Annotated in this window: 18 protein-coding genes; all 18 read right to left on the bottom strand. The window is 38.1% G+C overall.

What is annotated here, in order from left to right; all coding sequences use genetic code 11:
• Nucleotides 1-26: 26 nt before the first annotated feature.
• The 18 genes from ylqF to fapR all read right to left on the bottom strand — a co-directional run bounded on the left by ylqF (nucleotide 27) and on the right by fapR (nucleotide 16,066).
• Entirely contained in the window at nucleotides 27-890 is an 864-nt protein-coding gene (gene ylqF, locus ACFYKX_RS00325) for a ribosome biogenesis GTPase YlqF (RefSeq protein ID WP_389356940.1), read from the bottom strand.
• 75 nt (nucleotides 891-965) lie between these two features.
• Nucleotides 966-1,520 (bottom strand): signal peptidase I, encoded by a 555-nt coding sequence (lepB, locus tag ACFYKX_RS00320; protein WP_389356938.1) that lies wholly within the window; start codon nucleotides 1,518-1,520, stop codon nucleotides 966-968.
• 176 nt (nucleotides 1,521-1,696) lie between these two features.
• Nucleotides 1,697-2,041, bottom strand: coding sequence for a 50S ribosomal protein L19 (rplS, locus tag ACFYKX_RS00315; RefSeq protein ID WP_389356936.1), 345 nt, complete (start codon nucleotides 2,039-2,041; stop codon nucleotides 1,697-1,699).
• Between the two features lie 136 nt (nucleotides 2,042-2,177).
• A complete protein-coding gene (gene trmD, locus ACFYKX_RS00310; RefSeq protein WP_389358960.1) occupies nucleotides 2,178-2,918 on the bottom strand; it encodes a tRNA (guanosine(37)-N1)-methyltransferase TrmD in 741 nt (246 codons plus the stop codon).
• Nucleotides 2,918-3,436 carry a ribosome maturation factor RimM gene (gene rimM, locus ACFYKX_RS00305; RefSeq protein ID WP_389356934.1) on the bottom strand — a complete coding sequence of 173 codons (519 nt, stop codon included), beginning with the start codon at nucleotides 3,434-3,436 and terminating at the stop codon, nucleotides 2,918-2,920. The genes trmD and rimM overlap by 1 nt, the downstream gene beginning before the upstream one ends.
• A gap of 11 nt (nucleotides 3,437-3,447) precedes the next feature.
• Nucleotides 3,448-3,834, bottom strand: coding sequence for a YlqD family protein (locus ACFYKX_RS00300; protein ID WP_389356932.1), 387 nt, complete (start codon nucleotides 3,832-3,834; stop codon nucleotides 3,448-3,450).
• 272 nt (nucleotides 3,835-4,106) lie between these two features.
• Nucleotides 4,107-4,337: a KH domain-containing protein gene (locus ACFYKX_RS00295; protein WP_389356930.1), complete on the bottom strand. Its 231-nt coding sequence runs from the start codon at nucleotides 4,335-4,337 to the stop codon at nucleotides 4,107-4,109.
• An 8-nt stretch (nucleotides 4,338-4,345) separates the two neighbouring features.
• Entirely contained in the window at nucleotides 4,346-4,618 is a 273-nt protein-coding gene (gene rpsP, locus ACFYKX_RS00290) for a 30S ribosomal protein S16 (RefSeq protein ID WP_389356928.1), read from the bottom strand.
• A gap of 110 nt (nucleotides 4,619-4,728) precedes the next feature.
• Nucleotides 4,729-6,081: a signal recognition particle protein gene (gene ffh, locus ACFYKX_RS00285; protein ID WP_389356926.1), complete on the bottom strand. Its 1,353-nt coding sequence runs from the start codon at nucleotides 6,079-6,081 to the stop codon at nucleotides 4,729-4,731.
• Between the two features lie 13 nt (nucleotides 6,082-6,094).
• A complete protein-coding gene (locus tag ACFYKX_RS00280) occupies nucleotides 6,095-6,427 on the bottom strand; it encodes a putative DNA-binding protein (RefSeq protein ID WP_389356924.1) in 333 nt (110 codons plus the stop codon).
• Between the two features lie 153 nt (nucleotides 6,428-6,580).
• Nucleotides 6,581-7,573, bottom strand: coding sequence for a signal recognition particle-docking protein FtsY (gene ftsY / locus ACFYKX_RS00275; protein ID WP_389356922.1), 993 nt, complete (start codon nucleotides 7,571-7,573; stop codon nucleotides 6,581-6,583).
• A gap of 12 nt (nucleotides 7,574-7,585) precedes the next feature.
• Complete coding sequence (gene smc, locus ACFYKX_RS00270) at nucleotides 7,586-11,152, bottom strand: chromosome segregation protein SMC (RefSeq protein ID WP_389356921.1); 3,567 nt, start codon at nucleotides 11,150-11,152, stop codon at nucleotides 7,586-7,588.
• Nucleotides 11,153-11,179: 27 nt separating this feature from the next.
• Nucleotides 11,180-11,947 (bottom strand): ribonuclease III, encoded by a 768-nt coding sequence (gene rnc / locus ACFYKX_RS00265; protein ID WP_389356919.1) that lies wholly within the window; start codon nucleotides 11,945-11,947, stop codon nucleotides 11,180-11,182.
• 261 nt (nucleotides 11,948-12,208) lie between these two features.
• The gene (locus ACFYKX_RS00260; RefSeq protein WP_389356917.1) at nucleotides 12,209-12,442 is read right to left on the bottom strand and encodes an acyl carrier protein; all 234 of its coding nucleotides are present in this window, start codon (nucleotides 12,440-12,442) and stop codon (nucleotides 12,209-12,211) included.
• Nucleotides 12,443-12,788: 346 nt separating this feature from the next.
• Nucleotides 12,789-13,532, bottom strand: coding sequence for a 3-oxoacyl-[acyl-carrier-protein] reductase (gene fabG / locus ACFYKX_RS00255; RefSeq protein ID WP_389356915.1), 744 nt, complete (start codon nucleotides 13,530-13,532; stop codon nucleotides 12,789-12,791).
• Complete coding sequence (gene fabD / locus ACFYKX_RS00250; protein WP_389356913.1) at nucleotides 13,529-14,476, bottom strand: ACP S-malonyltransferase; 948 nt, start codon at nucleotides 14,474-14,476, stop codon at nucleotides 13,529-13,531. The genes fabG and fabD overlap by 4 nt, the downstream gene beginning before the upstream one ends.
• Nucleotides 14,477-14,498: 22 nt before the next feature.
• Nucleotides 14,499-15,488 (bottom strand): phosphate acyltransferase PlsX, encoded by a 990-nt coding sequence (gene plsX, locus ACFYKX_RS00245; protein ID WP_389356911.1) that lies wholly within the window; start codon nucleotides 15,486-15,488, stop codon nucleotides 14,499-14,501.
• Nucleotides 15,489-15,502: 14 nt separating this feature from the next.
• Nucleotides 15,503-16,066, bottom strand: a complete 564-nt coding sequence (fapR, locus tag ACFYKX_RS00240; RefSeq protein WP_389356909.1) for a transcription factor FapR — start codon at nucleotides 16,064-16,066, stop codon at nucleotides 15,503-15,505.
• Between the last annotated feature and the right edge of the window lie 78 nt (nucleotides 16,067-16,144).

The following is a 16,144-nucleotide window of genomic DNA, read 5'->3' as shown; positions in this document are numbered from 1 at the left end:
CCTCAAATGAAGGCCTGGTTTGTAAACTATTTTTCATTAACTTCTTCTATAGGTTTTTCAAAAGAAAGTGGACCAAATAATTCTGTTCTTATTTCCCTAATGACAAGTTCTGCAACTTTATCATAGTCTACTTCTCCTCCACCCATCAAGCAGCCTCGTCGTCGGCCTATCGCATCAAAAAGTTCTACAATATCCTCTGGAATGATCTCTAAACTGTATCTTTCTTTCAGGCGTTCTGGGTATTCTCTTTCAAGAAACCGAAGCCCGTATATACAAATATCTTGTAGATTTAAAATTGTATCTTTAATCGCTCCGGTTAAAGCAAGTTTCATACCCACTTCTTGATCCTCAAATTTTGGCCATAAAATCCCCGGAGTATCTAACAGTTCCATCTCTTTCCCAACTTTAATCCATTGTTGTGCTTTTGTTACACCAGGTTTATTCCCTGTTTGAGCAATATTCTTTTTTGCAAGCCGATTGATTAAAGTCGATTTTCCTGCATTAGGAATCCCAACAATCATTGCTCTAATGGCTCTTGGTTTTACACCCTTAGCTTTCATTCGATCAAATTTTTCTTTTAAAATCATTTCCGAAGCAGAAACAATTTCTTTCATTCCAGTTCCTGCTTGTGAATTAATCGCTAGTGCGTTAATACCTTTACTTTTAAAATAATGAATCCACTCTCTTGTCACTTCTTTATCAGCCATATCTGCCTTATTTAAAAGAACTAGTCTTGGCTTATGTTGAATGATTTCATCTATCATCGGATTTCTAGAGGAGTATGGAATTCTAGCATCGACTAATTCAAAAATAATGTCGACAAGTTTGAGCTTTTCCGTTACTTGCCTTCTAGCTTTCGCCATATGGCCAGGAAACCACTGAATTGCCATCTCATTCACCTCCATGTCTTTTATCTTGTCATGAGTTCCAGTTTTGATGTTAAGTTCTTCTACAGCCAAAAGAAACTATTTTACCATCCGTATGTCTTCTATTGGCCAATAGATAATACTCGTATTACCTAGGACTTCTTTCATTGAAACCGCACCAATGTGACGGCTGTCTTTGCTAAATCTTCTGTTGTCACCCATTACGAATAAATGTCCCTCAGGAACAGTTTCTTGGGCAACAGGAGTGTCCTCAAGAGTAAACGAATCTGTTAATGGGCCATCAAGCACCTGACTCTTATATTCGTCTAAATACGGCTCCTCATATGCTTTACCATTGACATAAAGGGTATCATTCTTATACTCTACCCTATCTCCTGGTAACCCAATAACGCGTTTTATGTAGTCCTTATTTTCTGGGGCATGGAAGACGATTATATCAAATCTTTCAGGTTCCCCTATTTTATAGCTTAACTTATTTACAATCATTCTATCCTGATCATGGAGTGTTGGCATCATCGAAAGGCCGTCCACAACAATTGGAGCGAATAAAAAGTATCGAATAACGGCAGCCAAAAGTACCGCTATAATAAGAGCCTTTGTCCATTCCCAAAATTCATTTTTCTTTTTAGTCATGATTGTTCCCACCATTCTCATTTACAAATATGATCTCTTTGCTATGTAGTTCCCAGTAGGTATTTTAAATACAATGCTATGTTATTAAATATACTACATATTAATATGTAAGAAAAAGGAGCTTGCATGTAAAAATCATATGAAGATTTTTACTTGAACAAGCTCCTTTTTTATCATTATCTAATTTCTTTAATACGAGCTTTTTTACCACGAAGATTACGTAGGTAGTAAAGTTTCGCACGGCGAACTTTACCGCGACGAATTACTTCAAGCTTCGCAATTTTAGGTGTGTGTACAGGGAATGTACGCTCAACGCCTACACCGTAAGAAATTTTACGTACAGTGAAAGTTTCGCTGATTCCGCCACCACGACGCTTAATGACAACACCTTCATAAACCTGAACACGTTCACGAGTACCCTCAACAACCTTAACGTGTACACGTACAGTGTCACCAGGGCGGAATGATGGGTGGTCAGCACGAAGCTGTTCTTTTGTAATTTCTTCGATTAACTTTTGCATATATTTCTCTCCTTCTCACAGATGCTCTTACAAACCTTTTTCATTGCAGCGGAACATCGTTATAAGACCAAAACTAAATATTATTCAGCCTAAGTCACAAAAAACATCATAACATATTAATAGTCGAACTTCAAGACTATTTCCTCTCTTTTTCAAACTCCGTAATCCAACCCTTTTGCTGAACTGTTAATTCGATATCCTCTAAAAGATCGGGACGTCGGTCAAACGTTCTTCTTAGTGACTCTTTCGCTCGCCACTCATCTATTAAACGATGATTCCCTGACAATAGGACATCTGGTACTTTCATCCCTCTAAACTCTGCAGGTCTAGTATAATGAGGATGTTCTAAAACACCTGTGCTAAAAGAATCCCTCATATGAGACTCTTCGTTTCCAAGGACCCCTGGCAAAAGCCTAACTACACTATCCGTTACGACCATAGCACCAAGCTCTCCACCAGTTAAAACAAAGTCTCCAATTGAGATTTCATCAGTAATTAAATGCTCTCGGATTCTCTCATCATACCCTTCATAATGCCCACAGATAAAAATGAGATGTTCTTCCTTCGCTAATTCCTCTGCTAACTTTTGGTCATGTCTTTTTCCTTGTGGACACATTAGAATAACACGTGGACGATCTGTTCTGGCCTCAGACTTTAAATGTGCGACAGCATCAAAGATAGGCTGTGGCTTTAAAACCATCCCTGCACCACCACCATACGGATAATCATCTACGGTTTGATGCTTGTTATCTGCGAACTCCCGAAAATTAACAACATGGTAGTTAACAGCTCCGTTTTCTGTGGCTTTTTTTAGGATGGATTGCCCAAATACTCCCTCAAACATTTCAGGAAAAAGAGTTAATATGTCTATTTGCATCATGATAGTAGACCTTCCATCGGTTCAATAAGTATGATTTTCTCCTTTACATCAACTTTTTTTACTATTTGTTCAATGTAAGGAATTAAGATGTCCTTTCCACCTTTCCCTTTAACCACCCAAACATCATTAGCTCCTGGAGTCAGAATTTCACGGATTTTCCCGATCTCTTCTCCTTTAGTCGTACAAACAAGGCACCCGATGATTTCATGAAAATAAAACTCATTTTCCTCCAATTCACCTAGCTGACTTTCAGGAACTTTTAATATTCCACCCTTCATCTTTTCAACATCATTAACATTCCCGTAGCCTTTAAATGTTAATAGGTTGAAGGATTTGTGAGTTCGATGTGTTTCTACTGTTAATTCGATTGGCTCGTCCTTATCAGGCATAAATAAATACAATACATTACCTGGTGTATATCTTTCATCTGCGAAATCTGTTTTAGAAACAACTCTCACTTCACCTTTTATCCCGTGTGTATTAACGATTTTTCCTACATTAAACCATTTTTCCAAATCTATCACCTCTAGCGAATTTCATCGATAATCCCATCTTTAATAATAATTGTTTTCCCTGCAAGAACATCGTCCCAACGATCGCCTACCTTTATTTCAACAATTGCTTGGATCTCTTTTTCCTTAAGTTCACTTCCTATAGGTAGCATATGTAATTGATCAATTTGAAACTCAAGGAGCTTTATTTTTTCTTGCCTCATATGTATTTCTTTTTCAAAATGCTTCTTCAAACTGTTAGGTTGGAACTTTTTCGTTTTTTCCAGTTTTTTCAATTCAAATCCAAGCTGATCACATTCTTTATTCAGTTGTATTCTATTAAGCGCATATTTTTCTAGTAATTCTTCTTTACTCTTTTCGGTTAAAACTTGTTTTACCACTACATTTTGAAGAATATTCAATTTTAGCGCCTCCTATTTTTACTATTGGAAAAGCGTAAATGCCAGCTTAAGTATGTGTACTTATGACTCATTACGAGGCAAAGTGAAGCATCTGAGGGTTGTAACTTAGAGGATGGTAATGCTACATTTTTTAGATACTTGGTTAAATCAACATTCCCTTAGAATAACCTTATAAAAAAAGGAGGGGAAACCCCTCCTTTTTTTGCAAGCTAGTTTCCCGGCTTGCGTTATGTCTAGCTGTGCCTTCTGATTAGGAAGTCGACTAAACTTAGTTATTCAGTAATTTCTACAAAAATCTTCTTCTGTTGTGATGATCCTGCTGCGTAGACAACAGTTCTTATAGCCTTAGCTACTCGCCCTTGTTTGCCGATAACTTTTCCCATATCACTCTTATGAACCGAGAGCTTATACGTCACTTTATCAGCTTCTTCCTCAACATTGACTTGAACGTCTTCTGGGAAGTCTACAAGCGGCTTAACAATTGTTTCAATCAGCTGTCTCATAGATAACCTTATTTGCTGTATTTAGCATTATGGAATTTTTCCATAATACCTTGCTTAGAGAAAAGGTTGCGAACTGTGTCAGATGGTTTTGCACCATTTTGTAACCACTTAAGAGCTAACTCTTCGTTGATATCAACTTGAGCTGGTTGAGCTACAGGGTTGTAAGTTCCAACTGTTTCAATGAAACGTCCATCACGTGGTGAACGAGAATCAGCTACTACGATACGATAGAAAGGAGATTTGTTAGCTCCCATACGTTTTAAACGAATTTTTACTGCCATTTTAAATAAGCACCTCCGAATAGTTTCACACAAGATAGTATATTATCAGATTGTTAATTGGTTTGTAAAGTGTTTTTTCTTGTCACTTCAAAATTACATGGATTTTACAATTAAAAAGGATTAAAAGGGAGTTTAAATCCACCTTTTTTCTTGCCTTTTTGTTGCATTCCAGTCATTTGTTTCATCATTTTTTTCATGTCTTCAAATTGTTTTAGTAGGCGGTTGACCTCAGGAACAGATCTCCCGCTTCCCTTTGCAATACGTTTTCTTCGACTAGAATTAATGATTTCTGGATGAGCTTTTTCTTCCTTTGTCATTGATTTAATAATCGCTTCTACGTGTGCTATTTGTTTTTCATCAATTTGAAGATTATTTAAGCCTTTAATTTTATTTGCTCCAGGCATCATTTTTAGGAGTTCATCTAATGGACCCATATTTCGAACTTGACCTAATTGGTCAAGGAAGTCATCGAAAGTAAATGAAGCTGTTCGCATTTTTTGTTCAAGCTCTTTAGCCTTTTCTTCATCGACATTTGCCTGAGCTTTTTCAATTAAGGTTAGGACATCTCCCATTCCTAAAATTCGCGAAGCCATACGTTCTGGATGGAATGCTTCAATGGCATCCATCTTTTCACCAAGACCAACAAATTTTATAGGAGTATCCGTTACTGAACGAATTGATAAAGCCGCTCCACCACGGGTGTCGCCGTCTAGCTTTGTAAGAACCACACCGGTTAAGCCCAGTTGTTCATTAAAACTTTGCGCAACATTTACTGCGTCTTGACCCGTCATCGCATCAACTACTAAGAAGATTTCATCTGGTTTAGAGAGTTCCTTAATTTCCTTAAGTTCTCCCATTAATGCCGCGTCCACATGCAGTCTACCGGCAGTATCGATTAACACATAATCATGATGTTCTTCTTTAGCCTTGGCAAGAGCTTGTCTAGCAATCTCGACAGGACTTACTTGGTCTCCAAGAGAAAAAACTGGCATACTAAGCTGTTTCCCAAGTGTTTCAAGCTGTTTAATCGCCGCAGGGCGATAAATATCAGCAGCAACGAGCATTGGATTTCGATTGTATTTTTTACGCAATAAATTAGCTAATTTCCCTGTAGTGGTGGTTTTACCAGCACCTTGTAAACCTACCATCATGATGACGGTTGGAGGTCTATTGGAAACGGCTATTTTACTCTGCTCACCACCCATTAACGCGGTCAGTTCTTCCTTAACCACTTTAATGACTTGTTGACCAGGTGTTAAGCTTGTTAATACTTCTTGTCCAACGGCACGTTCACTTACTTTTTTAACAAACTCTTTGACGACTTTAAAGTTAACGTCAGCCTCTAATAGAGCCAGACGCACCTCACGCATCATTTCTTTTACATCCGCTTCATTTACTTTCCCTTTTCCACGGATTCTCTGAATGGTACTTTGCAGTCGGTCGGCTAATCCTTCAAATGCCATCTAATGCCGCCTCCTAATTTAATTTCTCAAGCTCAGCAACTGCCTCAATTAGAGACTGCCTAGAAAGAGATTCTTCTTTTAGCATTTCATTTATCTTGTTTAGAATCTTACTTCGCTCTTGAAATTTTTGAAATAATAATAGCTTTTCTTCGTATTCTTCGAGCATTGCTTCTGTACGTTTTATGTTGTCATACACCGCTTGACGACTTACATCGTATTCATCTGCAATTTCCCCAAGAGAATAGTCGTCTAAATAGTACAGGGACATATAGCTTTGCTGTTTTGGTGTTAACAGTGAATGATAGAAATCATATAAGAAATTCATTCTTGTTGTTTTTTCCAGCAACGACTCATCCCCCCTTGTTAAGTGAAAAGCCTTTACATAGATAGTTTACACAGAGAAAGAATAGATGTCAAGAAACAACAGTGGCACTTTCCTTGTAAAAGGCTATGTGAAAAAGGCCAACCCACCCATGTGAGTTAGCCTTCTCGTTAATCTTCAATCGTTTTCTTCTTCCACTAAGTCAGCGAATAATCCGTATACATACTGTTCTGCATCAAACTCTTGAAGGTCATCCATCTTTTCTCCGAGACCTACAAATTTCACAGGAATCTCAAGCTCATTTCGGATTGCTAAAACAATTCCACCTTTAGCTGTCCCATCTAGTTTTGTTAAGACAATTCCGCTCACATTTGTAGCTTCCTTAAATGTCTTCGCTTGAATCATCGCGTTTTGACCAGTAGTAGCATCAAGTACAAGTAAAACCTCATGTGGAGCACCAGGTATTTCGCGCTCAATGACTCTCTTAACCTTTTCTAGCTCCTTCATCAAGTTTACTTTATTTTGAAGTCGACCAGCCGTGTCACAAATGAGAATATCCGTTTTTCTAGACTTTGCTGATTGAATTGCATCAAACATGACAGCAGCTGGGTCTGAACCTTCCGCCTGTTTGATTACATCGACGCCTACTCTATCTCCCCAAACTTCTAATTGTTCAATCGCACCAGCTCTGAACGTATCACCAGCTGCTAAAAGCACATTTTTACCCTCTGACTTGAATTTATGAGCTAACTTTCCAATCGTTGTAGTTTTCCCAACACCATTGACACCCACAAATAAAATAACCGTTAAGCCCTCTTCCTGAATATTAAGCTTTGATAAATCCTCATTTCCACCAGAATTGTAGATATCAACAAGCTTTTCAGATATTACACCACGGACTTCTCTTGGATCTTGGATGTTTTTACGTTTCACTTCCATTTTGAGCTCATCGATTAATTCCATTACCGTATCAAAGCCAACATCCGCTTGGATTAAAACTTCTTCAAGCTCTTCAAAAAAATCTTCGTCTACTGTACGATAGCGAGCAACAAGGTCATTTACCTTACTGGAAAAATTATCCCTCGTTTTCGTCAAGCCCTCTTTAAATTTTTCTGTTACTGAGTCGGTTTGTTTCGTTATTTTTTCTTTTAACTTTTTAAAAAAACTCATGATTTCACTTCCTTATGATTGGACTAGTTCCTTTGTTTCTTCGAGTCTTACGGAAACAAGTTTCGAAACGCCAGATTCCTGCATCGTCACCCCATATAGAACATGAGCTTCTTCCATTGTTCCTTTTCTATGAGTAATGACGATAAACTGTGTTTCTGAGCTATAGCGTTTTAAATATTGACTAAAACGGTGTACATTTGCCTCATCTAAAGCCGCTTCGACTTCATCTAAAATACAAAACGGAACTGGTCTTACTTTTAAGATAGAGAATAGTAGTGCAATCGCGGTTAAAGCCCTTTCTCCACCTGATAATAGACCTAAATTTTGTAGTTTTTTACCTGGAGGTTGAGCGACAATTTCAACACCTGTATTTAGCAGGTCTTCAGGATCCGTCAGTCTTAAATCCGCTCTTCCCCCACCAAATAATGCTTGAAAGACAAATTCAAAATGAGAACGTATTCCATAAAACGTTTCTTCAAAACGTTTCTTCATTTCCTCATCCATTTCACCTATTACTTGGAACAACGTATCTTTCGCTTCTTGAAGGTCCGTCTTCTGCTCCAATAAAAACTCATATCGTTCAGATACACGTTCATATTCTTCAATAGCTCCAATATTAACCGTTCCTAGTTCTTCAATAGCTAGTTTAATTAACTTTACCTTCTTTTTAGCTTCATCAGCAGGAATGGTTAGTGGAAAATCTTCCTTCGCTCCTTCAAAGGTTAATAGATATTCTTCACGTAAGTGAGTGAGGCGATTTTCAAGTTCGACATCAAGACGATTAAGCTTGACTTCTTCATCTTTTAAGACTCCAGTTAGCCCTTTATGCTGTCGCTTCAACTCTTTAACTTCCAGTTCAGCATCCTCTAGCTGGTTCTGTAAGTTTAGACGTTCTTCGCGTCGTGAAGAAATTAGCTGCAATGTTTCATTTTTGTCTTGGAGTTTTCTTTTTGAAGCTTCTTCTAAGTGTCCTTCCCCAGATGAACTATCAGACATCTCGATGTTAAGAAGATTTAAATCCTCTTTTATAAGTTCATGTCTTTCTTCTTGTTCATTTAATTCATAGATTGTTTTCTCGAGCTTTTCCTTCACATGCTGTAATTGCTCACTTTTTGATGCAAATTTCACTTTTAACTCACTGATTTCAGAAAGTAAAGTATCTTTAGACGTCATTTGGTGAGATTTTTGTTCCGTTAGTAAGTTAATTTGCTTGTCTAAGGATAAAATTTCATCATTGTATTGCTGCAAGGATGATAACAATTCCTCTTTGCGCATTAAAACCTTTTCATGTTCATCACTATATTGAGATCGGTCGAGGTCATACACCGATAATCGCTCGTTAATATTTTTTTCTTCAAGCTCGACTTCACGGAGATCCCCTTTGATGGACTGCTCCTGCACCCGTAGCTCTTCTCCAGACTTTCTGAGTCCTTCCAACTGCTTTTCTTGTTTATCTATATCTGCTTTTAAAAGCTTAACCTTTTCTTCTAGTTGGACCGTCTTAGACTCCATCTCTGTAAGCTTACCCTTCAAGTCTTCTAATTCTCCTTTTCTACTTAAAAGAGAAGAAGACTTTTGTTTCACAGCACCACCTGTCATTGAACCACCAGGGTTTACGACATCTCCATCGATCGTAACAAACCGACATCGATACTGTAAAATTTTCGCCATCTCATTGGCACCTTTAAGGTCCCTTGTAATGACAACTGTCCCTAGCAAATTGCTAATTACACTATTAAACTTAACATCAAACTGAATTAAGTCCGTACCTAGGCCTATAAAGGAGGAATGTCCTCTGATTTGCTGCAACTGGCTAGAAGATAATGACTTTTCCTTTATAACGCTAAGTGGTAAAAACGTAGCTCGGCCAAAGGCATTTTGCTTTAGGAACTGAATGGCTTTCCTTCCGTTTTCTTCTGAATCTACTACTATATGTTGCATGGCTCCACCTAAAGCCGTTTCCATCGCTACTTCGTATTCTTTTGGCACTGTGATAAGTTCTGCAACAGCGCCTTCAATACCTGTCAGTTTTCCATCTCGAGCTTTTAAAACTTCTTTAACACCTTGAAAGAATCCAGAATAGTCATCTTCCATTTCCTCTAACATTTCTTTTCGGGATTGGGCTTTTTGCAGATACTGATAAGCTTGATATAGAGTCGTTTCTTGTTTTTGATAATGATTCCTGAGATTTTCAAGCTTGGTTTGTTCGCTTCGGAAATTGTGTACTTGATTCTCTAGTTGTTTTTGTATTTCAAGAAGAGAAGTTTGAATGGAACCCTTCTTTTCTTCGATAAGCTTTCGCTCCGTTAAGTATTTTTCATTTTCATTTTCTAACTTTGAACTTCTTGTACTATGTTGATTAATTTGTTGTTCAATATGTTGAAGTTCATTTTTAGAGGTTGCCTGTTTGTTCAGTATTTCTATATAATCGCTTTTCAATGAGTCAATTTTCAATTCAATATCCTCACTGAATAAAGCGAGTTGTTCTTGCTTTTCCTTTAGGTCCTTTTGAAGCAAAGTAGCCTCTTGCTTAAGAATATCAAGTTGCTTTTGCTGTTCATCCTTTTCAACCTTTAAAACTTGCAGCTTTACTGCAATTTCTGACACACTTTTCTCTAACTGTTCTCTATTTTGAGAAGCATTTTTCTTTCTTTCTTTTAGGACTTCTTTTCTTCCCTCAAGCTTTTCTAGCTCTTCACTTGTATGAAGGAGAATATTTTGCAAATCATTAATAGACTCATCTAGTGCGGCCATTCGGTCACGAGCTTCTTCAATTTTTGCTTCCTTACCACTCAGAGATGTAGAAAGCTTCATTTCATCATTTTTATGTTGTTCTAATTGCTCAGAAAGCTTCTTCCATTTCTCATGTAAATCCTCTATTTCATAAACCGTAAGAGCAACCTCGATTTTTTCAAGCTCTTCCTTTTGCTGTAGATAATCCTTTGCAATGGACGCTTGTATTTTTAGAGGTTCAACCTGACTTTCAAGCTCATGCAAAATATCGTTCACACGGTTTAAGTTTTCTTGGGTCTCATTGAGTTTTCCTTCAGCCTTCTTTTTCCTGGTTTTATATTTTAGTACACCTGCTGCTTCTTCGAAAATGGACCTTCTCTCTTCAGCCTTACTATTTAGGATTTCTTCTACCTTCCCTTGGCTTATAATGGAGAAAGCCTCCCGCCCAAGACCGGAATCCATAAATAAATCTACGATATCTTTCAGACGGCATACCTGTTTATTAATTAAGAATTCACTTTCACCAGATCGATATACTCTTCTAGTGACACTGACCTCATTAAATTCAATCGGTAACAGTTGATCTTCATTATCTAATGTAAGGGTTACCTCGGCAAAGTTTAATGCTTTCCTCGAATCGCTCCCAGCAAAGATAATATCCTCCATCTTAGCTCCACGAAGAGATTTAGCTGATTGCTCACCTAATACCCATCGTATCGCATCAATAATATTACTCTTACCACTTCCATTTGGGCCAACTACCGCTGTAACACCTGGTACAAACTCAACCCCTATACGTTCAGCAAATGATTTAAATCCTACTACATCCAAACGTTTTAAGTGCACGATTGGTTCCCCCTGCTTTTAATCTTGTCATATTTCTTGTTGTTTTGAGTGTTCGTGAAGATGAGACTTCAATTTTTCTAAAGCCATCTGGGCTGCATGTTGCTCAGCTTCTTTCTTCGAACGGCCAGTTCCTACTCCCAATTCCTGTCCATTTAAGGACACTCTAGAAACGAACTCTCGGTTATGAGCAGGTCCCTTTTCTTGAAGAATTTTGTATTCAATCGTACCAGTTCCATCACGTTGGGCTAGCTCCTGAAGTTGACTCTTAAAATCCATCACATGAGAAAAAGCACCAGAATTAATTTTAGGAAAGACGGTTTTTTCTAATAGCTCAACAACGGTTTCAAGTCCTTTATCTAAGAAAAGCGCACCAATGAAGGCCTCAAACACATCTGCAAGTAGCGCAGGTCTTTCTCTGCCCCCTGTCATTTCTTCGCCCTTCCCTAATAATACAAGAGAGCCAAATGACAGATCATTCGCAAAGGATACTAAAGATGGCTCACAAACTATCGCCGCTCTTAATTTCGTTAATTCTCCCTCACTCATCATCGGGTACTTTTTGTAGAGGAACTTAGATACCGTTAGTTCTAAAACCGCATCACCTAAAAATTCAAGCCTTTCGTTGTCTTCATAAGGCTTTCTACGATGCTCATTCACATATGATGAATGTGTGAATGCTTGCTTTAATAATTTTTCATCGCTAAATTGAATTCCAATTTTCTGCTGAAATTCTTTAAAATGTCTATCATTGACGCGAAACCCACGTCTTTCTTTGTCTTTTCCGTTCTTGCTCATCGAGATTCCACCTTGATCTTAATTTACATACTACAAGTTTACGTAATAGAATGAAAAAACGCAAAAGAGACTTGGATATTTTTACATCCAAGTAACTTAGAGTTCATACTTTATTCATTATGGATGAAAAACCGTAAAATAGTAACTATTTTTTAGAAAAACAACTAGATTGTTTTTCGTTTTCACTTTCAGGTTCAAAAAATTCCCGTTATAGAAGAAAGCCCCGTCTATTAAACGGAGCCTTTTCAAAAAGTCTAACGATTATTGATTACTTTTTATGTAATTTACAGCGTCACCCACTGTAGAAATTTTTTCAGCGTCATCGTCAGAAATTTCCATATCAAACTCGTCTTCTAATTCCATTACTAGTTCAACAACATCAAGGGAATCAGCGCCAAGATCATCTTTGAATGAAGCCTCAAGCGTTACTTGAGATTCTTCTACACCAAGGCGATCAACGATAATTTTTGTTACACGTTCTAATACTTCTGCCATGTTTGTTCACCTCCCCTCAAGTCATTATAGATGATTTGATTATAAATATTAATATTTATTGTACAATTTTTGCTAGACTTTCGAAAGGGCGGCTACACTTTTCTTTGTCTAGCTCCAACGGCTAGCTCCTCGACCACTTCAACTCCTCCTTCAGAAGCAAAGAGCGCTTCTTTGTCCGAGTTTCCAGTGCTTTTCGGAGCTGTTCAAGCCGTTTCCGCTTTTCTTTTTCCAGCTCCAACGGCTAGCTCCTCGACCACTTCAACTCCTCCTTCAGAAGCAAAGAGCGCTTCTTTGTCCGAGTTTCCAGTGCTTTTCGGAGCTGTTCAAGCCGTTTCCGCTTTTCTTTTTACATCACCATTCCGCCGTCCACATGAAGAGTTTGTCCAGTCATGTAGCGACTATCTTCAGATGCAAGGAAAACTACTACATTTGCGATGTCCTTTGGCTCGCCGAATTTAGCAAGCGGGATTTGCTTTAACATTTCTGCTTTAATCTCATCCGTTAGCTTATCCGTCATATCTGTAGTAATAAAGCCTGGAGCCACCGCATTGACTGTGATTCCTCTAGAAGAGAGTTCTTTTGCAGTTGTTTTAGTAAGACCAATAACGCCTGATTTCGCAGCTACATAATTAGCCTGGCCAGGATTGCCGCTTACTCCTACAATAGATGAAATGTTAATGATACGACCACTTCTTTGTTTCATCATTTGTCTAGTAACCGCTTTTGTGCAAAGGAAGACTCCTTTTAAGTTGATGTTAATTACATCATCCCATTCTTCTTCCTTCATGCGCATTAATAGATTATCTTTTGTGATCCCTGCATTATTAACAAGTATATCCAAGCTACCGAAATTTTCAATTGTTTGTTTAACCATTTCACTAACTGCTTCGGCATTACTTACATCACATTGAATAGCGAAAGCATCGCGACCTAATGCTTTAATCTCATCTACTACTTCCAAAGCTCTAGCTTCACTACCTGCGTAGTTAACAGCAATATTTGCCCCCTGCCTAGCAAGTTCAAGCGCAATCTCTCTACCAATTCCCCTAGATGCACCCGTTACTAAAGCTGCTTTTCCTTCTAATTTCATTGTACTTCCTCCTTTAGGGCTTCCAATGTAGCCTTGAAAGTGTCTTCATCTGATACAGCAAAAGTACTCACTGATTTGCTTACCTTTTTTACTAAACCAGATAACACTTTTCCAGGACCAATTTCGATAAACGTATCTACACCTAAATCGATCATTTTTTGTACAGAATCTTCCCAAAGAACAGGGGAATACAATTGTTCAATTAATTTCTCTTTGATATCTGATGCTTCCCTCATTTCGTCAGCTGTTACGTTTGCAATAACAGGGACCGAAGCACTTTTGACATTCACTTCATCTAATACACCTTGAAGCTTTTCAGCTGCAGGTTTCATCAGTACGGAGTGAAAAGGCCCACTAACATCAAGAGGAAGAACTCTTTTAGCTCCTGCTTCTTTCGCTTTATCAAAAGCAAGCTCTACCCCTTTTCTTGAACCAGAAATAACAATTTGCCCTGGGCAATTCAAATTGGCAAGCTGGACAGGATTTCCACCTTCCGTAATTTCATCTGTTACATTTTTTAATACTTCACGGTCTAAACCGAGAACAGCCGCCATTGTACCTTCCCGATTTGGTACAGCAGCTTCCATAAATTCTCCTCTTTTTCGAACAGCATAAACCCCTTCCTCAAATGAAAGAGCACCGGCTGCAACGAGGGCAGAGTATTCACCAAGACTATGACCTGCTACGTAATCAGGTTTAATACCAGCTTGTTTAAAATATTCAAGTATGGCAATACTCGTTGTTAGTAAAGCTGGCTGTGCATTGGTAGTTAACGTTAATTCTTCCTGCGGGCCTTCAAAAATGAGACTGGAAAGTGAGTAGCCCAACTTTTCATCCGCTTTTTTAAAATAAGAAGAAACGATTTCATTTGAATCAGCGAGTTGTTTTCCCATTCCGACGGTTTGTGAACCTTGTCCTGGAAATAAGAATGCAATTTTGCCCATCAAAACTCCCCCAAATCTATTTTTATACAGTCTCTTTCTCTACTGCACTTTTGATTGTACCTGTAACTTCTTTTTCCACCATCTCACGTGCTTGTCTAATCGCATTGAATATAGAGTTAGCATCGGAAGATCCGTGTGCCTTAATAACAGGTGCTTTTAATCCAAATAAACCTGCTCCACCATACTCTGAATAATCCATTTTTGTCTTTAGTTCCATTAAATCTGGCTTTAACACAGCTGCGGCTAATTTTGTTCTTAAACTACTATAAAGTGCTGTTTTTAGCATTTTAAAAACAGATAAAGCTGTTCCTTCAATCGTCTTAAGCACCATATTTCCGGTAAATCCATCCGTTACCGCTACATCACATACCCCATCTAACAAATCTCTTGCCTCTATATTACCGATGAAGTTAATATCAGCATTTTGTAATAAATCAAACGCCTGCTTAGCAAGGTCGTTTCCTTTTTTCTCTTCAGTTCCGATATTTAACAGGCCAACACGTGGCTTAGCTACTCCCCTAACCTTTTCACAATAAATGGAGCCCATTATTGCATTTTGGAGTAGATGTTCAGGTTTAGCGTCAACATTAGCCCCCACATCTAATAATAGAAATCCTTCTCCACCAATTGTAGGAAGGGTAGGCGCAAGTGCAGGACGCTCTATTCCGTCTATCCTACCAACCACAAACAACCCTGCTGCCATTAATGCACCTGTATTCCCAGCAGAAATACATCCATCTGCATTCCCATCTGCTACTTGCTGAGCAGCTAAAACCATGGAAGAATTCTTCTTTCTTCTTACAGCACGAACTGGCTCATCTGTCCCTAATATAACCTCTTCTGTATGTATAATCGAAATTCTCTCATTGTTCGTTAAGTATTCTTTAATCTTGGCTTCGTCACCTACAAGAGTAATGTTAATATCTTTATAGGTTTGGATTGCTTTCATTGCCCCTAGTACCACTTCTTTTGGAGCATGGTCGCCTCCCATAGCATCTAATGCTAGTCTCATCGTTCAATCATCCTTTATTTTTTTGACCTGTACATTTCGAATTCACCCTTGAAAACCATCTCATTGTTTACAAAGCTGTTTACTTCTACTAATGTACGACCGTTTACACTATCTATTTTTAGCACTTTTGCTTTTGCTATAACTCTTTCATTTTCTTTTACTGAACGAGTAAAACGAATATTCGCCTTAGCTGTTAGAGCCAATTCATCATTAATAACGGCAACAGCCAACGAATTTGCTTGAGCAAATAAGTGGTGTCCACGTGCTATTTGGTTACGTTTAAAAACATGTTCTCTTTTTACATCTAAAATAGAAATTGCTGTTTGGTCAAGATCTATATCGATAATTTCCCCAATTACTTCATCTATTGGTAAAGAACGAACTTCATCATCGAACCTTTTTTCAGCTACATTCTTAATACGTTCTCTAAGTTCGGGGATTGACAGTTCTAGTCGGTCTAGCCGAATGGTCTGAACACTTACCGTAAATTTATCAGCTAGCTCTTCATCCGTAATAAACGGATTTTCTTTTATTGTTTCAGTCAAAAGACTTTGACGCTCTTTTTTCGATCTTCTCATATTACACACCACACCGTCCGTGATATTAAGACTAGGTACTAATAGTAGTATATAATTAAAAAAAGCAGATTGCAAGGA

This window comes from Cytobacillus spartinae (genome assembly GCF_042865285.1).
Taxonomy (GTDB): Bacteria; Bacillota; Bacilli; order Bacillales; family Cytobacillaceae; genus Robertmurraya_A; species Robertmurraya_A spartinae.
The sequence above is the reverse complement of the archived record's forward strand: the minus strand, read 5'-3'. Positions and strand labels throughout refer to the sequence as shown.

Bases quoted from the DNA above. Each gene is read 5' to 3' on its own strand.
- ylqF (WP_389356940.1), bottom strand. From the start codon at position 890: ATGGCAATTCAGTGGTTTCCTGGCCATATGGCGAAAGCTAGAAGGCAA.
- lepB (WP_389356938.1), bottom strand. From the start codon at position 1,520: ATGACTAAAAAGAAAAATGAATTTTGGGAATGGACAAAGGCTCTTATT.
- rplS (WP_389356936.1), bottom strand. From the start codon at position 2,041: ATGCAAAAGTTAATCGAAGAAATTACAAAAGAACAGCTTCGTGCTGAC.
- trmD (WP_389358960.1), bottom strand. From the start codon at position 2,918: ATGCAAATAGACATATTAACTCTTTTTCCTGAAATGTTTGAGGGAGTA.
- ACFYKX_RS00295 (WP_389356930.1), bottom strand. From the start codon at position 4,337: ATGAGACAGCTGATTGAAACAATTGTTAAGCCGCTTGTAGACTTCCCA.
- rpsP (WP_389356928.1), bottom strand. From the start codon at position 4,618: ATGGCAGTAAAAATTCGTTTAAAACGTATGGGAGCTAACAAATCTCCT.
- ffh (WP_389356926.1), bottom strand. From the start codon at position 6,081: ATGGCATTTGAAGGATTAGCCGACCGACTGCAAAGTACCATTCAGAGA.
- ftsY (WP_389356922.1), bottom strand. From the start codon at position 7,573: ATGAGTTTTTTTAAAAAGTTAAAAGAAAAAATAACGAAACAAACCGAC.
- rnc (WP_389356919.1), bottom strand. From the start codon at position 11,947: ATGAGCAAGAACGGAAAAGACAAAGAAAGACGTGGGTTTCGCGTCAAT.
- ACFYKX_RS00260 (WP_389356917.1), bottom strand. From the start codon at position 12,442: ATGGCAGAAGTATTAGAACGTGTAACAAAAATTATCGTTGATCGCCTT.
- fabG (WP_389356915.1), bottom strand. From the start codon at position 13,532: ATGAAATTAGAAGGAAAAGCAGCTTTAGTAACGGGTGCATCTAGGGGA.
- fabD (WP_389356913.1), bottom strand. From the start codon at position 14,476: ATGGGCAAAATTGCATTCTTATTTCCAGGACAAGGTTCACAAACCGTC.
- plsX (WP_389356911.1), bottom strand. From the start codon at position 15,488: ATGAGACTAGCATTAGATGCTATGGGAGGCGACCATGCTCCAAAAGAA.
- fapR (WP_389356909.1), bottom strand. From the start codon at position 16,066: ATGAGAAGATCGAAAAAAGAGCGTCAAAGTCTTTTGACTGAAACAATA.